2 protein-coding genes and 1 pseudogene are annotated in these 4,093 nt (G+C 57.9%); 1 reads left to right on the top strand and 2 read right to left on the bottom strand.

The genetic code is table 11. The features are described 5' to 3' along the window. On the top strand, positions 1-709 hold a 709-nt coding region (dnaN, locus tag PKC81_RS14505; protein WP_324337301.1), incomplete at its 5' end, for a DNA polymerase III subunit beta. Positions 710-780: 71 nt separating this feature from the next. On the opposite strand, the gene PKC81_RS14500 is transcribed toward dnaN, so the two are convergent. Further along, positions 781-3,081 carry a TonB-dependent receptor gene (locus PKC81_RS14500; RefSeq protein WP_324337303.1) on the bottom strand — a complete coding sequence of 767 codons (2,301 nt, stop codon included), beginning with the start codon at positions 3,079-3,081 and terminating at the stop codon, positions 781-783. A 383-nt stretch (positions 3,082-3,464) separates the two neighbouring features. Beyond that, positions 3,465-4,093 (bottom strand): annotated as a pseudogene (locus PKC81_RS14495) (ammonia channel protein); the annotation flags it as partial.

Genomic DNA, 4,093 nt, shown 5'->3' with positions numbered 1-4,093 from the left:
CCAGATTATCGACAAGACGCGCTTTGCGATCTCGACCGAAGAAACGCGCTATTATCTCAACGGCATTTTCCTGCACGTGACGGACGATGGTGATCCGATGCTGAAGGCGGCTGCCACCGATGGTCACCGACTCGCCCGCGTCACCCTTCCGCGTCCTGCAGGGGCGGAAGGCATGCCCGATGTTATCGTGCCGCGCAAATGCGTTGCCGAATTGCGTAAACTGCTCGATGAAAGCGGCAGTAATGCGATCCAGATCGACCTGTCGGCCTCCAAGATCCGCTTTACCTTCGACAGTGCAGTGCTGACCTCTAAGCTGATTGACGGCACCTTCCCCGATTACAGCCGCGTCATTCCGACCGGTAACGACAAGTTGCTCAAAATCGACCCGAAGAGCTTCTCCGAAGGCGTTGATCGCGTCGCGACCATCGCCACCGAAAAGACCCGTGCTGTCAAGATGGCGCTCGACAAGGACAAGATCACCCTGTCGGTGACTTCACCCGAAAACGGCACGGCTGCTGAAGAAGTTCCCGGCAGCTATTCGGACGACAGCTTCGAAATCGGCTTCAATGCCCGCTATCTGCTCGACATTTTGGGTGAGATTGAAGGCGACACTGTGGAACTACACCTTGCTGACGCCAGCGCCCCGACATTGATCCGCGAGAATGACAAATCGCCAGCGCTCTATGTTCTGATGCCAATGCGCGTTTAATCAACCGCAATAGCCAAATAAAAAGGGCGGCCCGAGAGCCGCCCTTTTCTTTATTTGATTTTCGACCTGCGTCAGAATTTCTGACGCGCGGTGATACCAAAAGTACGCGGTTGGCCGACATTATAGCCAAGACGTGCCCGTCCGCCGCGTTCGCGGTCGAAAGACAACAGCGCATTTTCGTCAAACAGGTTGTTGACATAAGCGACGAGAGACAGACCGCCGTCGAAATCAACACCCGCACTCAGATTGACCAACTCATAGCTGGGCAGTCGCAGGTTGACCGTAGTTGCAGAGCCCGCAGGTTGCCCGCCAAAGGGGAGACCGTGGGTGAAGGTGCGCGGGTTGTTCTCCTGATCCGCCGGCTGGGTAAAGCGGTTCCCGACATGCTGGAACGATGCAGAGACATAGGCGTCTGCACTATCGCTGATCGGCCATTCATAACTGGCGGCTGCCGACAGCTGGAATTTCGGCACCGACGGAAGGCGATTGCCTTCGCGGATACCGGTTGCCGGGGCGAGCGCGCCGGGAAGCGTGGTATCGAATTCGGCCTCGATCAGGCTGCCCGAGAGCGACAGGTCAAACCCTTCGGCAGGCTCCAGACCAAGCTCGAACTCGACCCCCGCGCTATGCGCCTTGTCGACGTTGAAGACGATGCGCGACGAGCAGCTTCCGGCATCAAGCGTTACCTGCAGGTTCTTGATGTCGTTGTAGAATGCGCCCGCGTTGAAGGTGAAACCATTGCCCTGAGTCTTGATGCCCAGTTCATAGTTCCACAACGTTTCGTCATCATAATTCTGGAAACCGCCGAACAGGGCAAGATCCTGCGCGTTGCAGAGCGGGGTGTTGAGCGGATCGTTGACGCCGCCCAGACGGAAGCCTTTCGAGGCTTGGGCATTGATCTGCACATCTTCGCTGACATCATAGCTGAGCAATAGCCGCGGAGTGAAGCCATCCGACTTGGTTCTGTCGACTACGCCGTTATCACCATTGGCAAACAGGCCGCCCGTGGTGATTGTGCGCTCTTCCTTGAAGTCATAATAACGCCCACCCGCAGTCACGTTGAGGGCGTCGGTCAGATCGTAGGAAACTTCACCAAAAATCGCGAACTGCTTGATGTCATAAGGCAGATCGGAGTTGAACGGAGAATCGACCGGGAAGCCATTGGCGACAGCAGCCGAAGTGCCTGCGCCCAGCGTTGCATCGGTAAATGCGTCATAGCCCGGCGTCGGGAGGCGTTGGGTGTAGGCGCGGTCGATTTTTGAATAGAAACCACCGAACACCCATTGCAGCGGTCCATCGCTGTTCGAAGACAGGCGAAGTTCCTGGGTGAAGGTTTGCAGGTCGGTGGTGTCGCGAAGATTGGAGGGCAACACAACAGCGGCATCGGGATAGCCGAGGTCAACCGACACCGAACCGGTCAGCGCACTGGCATCGCGGCTGACCAATATGCTGCGATCGATGTACGAGGTGACCGAGGTCAAATCCACACCGCCCATGCCGATCTTGATTGTCGCATCGGCAATCAGCGTTTCGTCTTCAAAACCTTCGCGGAGCAACAGATATTGCTCCCGCTCGTCAAAGGTGACGGCTGGTCGCGTTGTGGTGAAGCGGTTGGCGAAGAGGTTGTAGATTTCCTGCCGGTTGAAGCCGTCGGCCGTCACCTTCTGGTAAACCACTCGCGGCGTTATGCTTACGCTGTCGGAAGGTTCAAAGGTTAGCGCCAGACGACCGCCATAGCGTTCGCCGCTGTTGACATCTTCGCCGCCAGCCGGACCGATGGCATTGATGAAGCCGCCATAGCGGGTGAAGTAGCCGACGGCGCGGAGCGCGGCATTGTCACCGAGCGGAATGTTGACCGCACCTTTCAAATGGCCGCCGATATCATCGCCATCGACAAGGTTAACATTGCCCTCGACCATGCCTTCGGTGGCTCCGATTCGGGGCTGGTTGGTGATGTAGCGGATCGTACCGCCGACCGAACCCGAGCCGAACAAGGTGCCTTGCGGGCCGCGCAGGGTTTCGACGCGGTTCAAATCGAACAGATCAAGGTCAGGCGTAAACAGCGACAACGAGACGACTGATTCATCGAGATAGACGCCAACTTGCTCTTTCACGCCGGGTTGGTCGCGCACGACTTGTCCTGCAGACACGCCGCGAACCGAAACCTGGCTTTGGCCGGGCCCGAGATTCTGGACGGCAAGGCCCGCGACATTGCGCGACAGATCTTCAAGGGTGACCGCGCCCGAGCGCTGGATGTCCGCTGCGGTCTGGGCGTTGATCGAAAAAGGAATGTCCTGCAGGTTGGCGTCACGCTTGGTTGCGGTGACGATGATGACATTGTCATCGGCTTCTTCTTCGGCATCCTGCGCCATCGCACCCTGCGCAATCAGGGCGGCGAGCGAAGTTCCGGCGACAAGTTGAATGAAATGGCGAGCCGTAGTGCGGCTTTTCAAGCTTTTCATGTCCTACTCCCGAATATATCCGCGGTTATCTAGGTCCGCAGTGGTCCTTTTATAGTCGGTATAGGGTAGGGTGCGGCACCCCCAATCGTGCTGCTCTGCAAATATGCTGCAAGATGTAACATTAATGTCACAAAAAATGCCCGGGCCATTTCGGACCCGGGCTTGGAAGTTGGACGTTCGCGGGAGGAACATCGGGAGGCAGCGGGATTTGGGAGAGGGAGGATTAAACCCCGCCGCCAAGCTCTTGAATTTGGTGGAAAGCGTCGCCTACCCAGCTCCGCCTTCCATAAAGTTTAGTAGTTGTAGGCGCGTTCGCCATGTTCGGAGAGGTCGAGCCCTTCGCGTTCGGCTTCTTCGCTCGGGCGCAGACCCAGAGTGAATTTGAGGCCGTAGAAGAGAACCGCAGAGACGATACCGGTCCAGACGACTGTCACGCCGACCGCCTTGATCTGCGTGATCACCTGGGCAGCCATGTCATAAGTGCCGGGGACTGCCGGGAACACCGTGTAGTCGAAGAAGCCCTGGCCACCGAGCGCCGGGTCAGCGACGATGCCGGTGCCGATGGCGCCAACGATGCCGCCGATACCGTGCACGCCGAAGACATCGAGCGTGTCGTCATATTTCAGCTTGTTCTTCACGATCGCCACGAAGAGGTAGCAGACCGCCGATGCCGCAAAACCGAGCAGGATAGACGTCATCGGTGCCGCGAAACCGCTGGCCGGAGTGATGGCTACAAGCCCCGCAACTGCGCCAGTAACCGCACCAAGCAGCGATGGCTTGCCATGGTGGAACTGTTCAATGATGCACCAGGCCACAGCGGCTGCAGCGGTGGCGACGAAGGTGTTGATGAAGGCGAGGGCAGCAAGGCCATTGGCTTCAAGGTTGGAACCGGCGTTGAAGCCGAACCAGCCCACCCACAGCA

Origin of the sequence: Sphingorhabdus sp., assembly GCF_035329025.1 — a bacterium.
GTDB lineage: Bacteria > Pseudomonadota > Alphaproteobacteria > Sphingomonadales > Sphingomonadaceae > Sphingorhabdus_B.
This window is presented reverse-complemented; position numbering and strand designations above follow the sequence as displayed.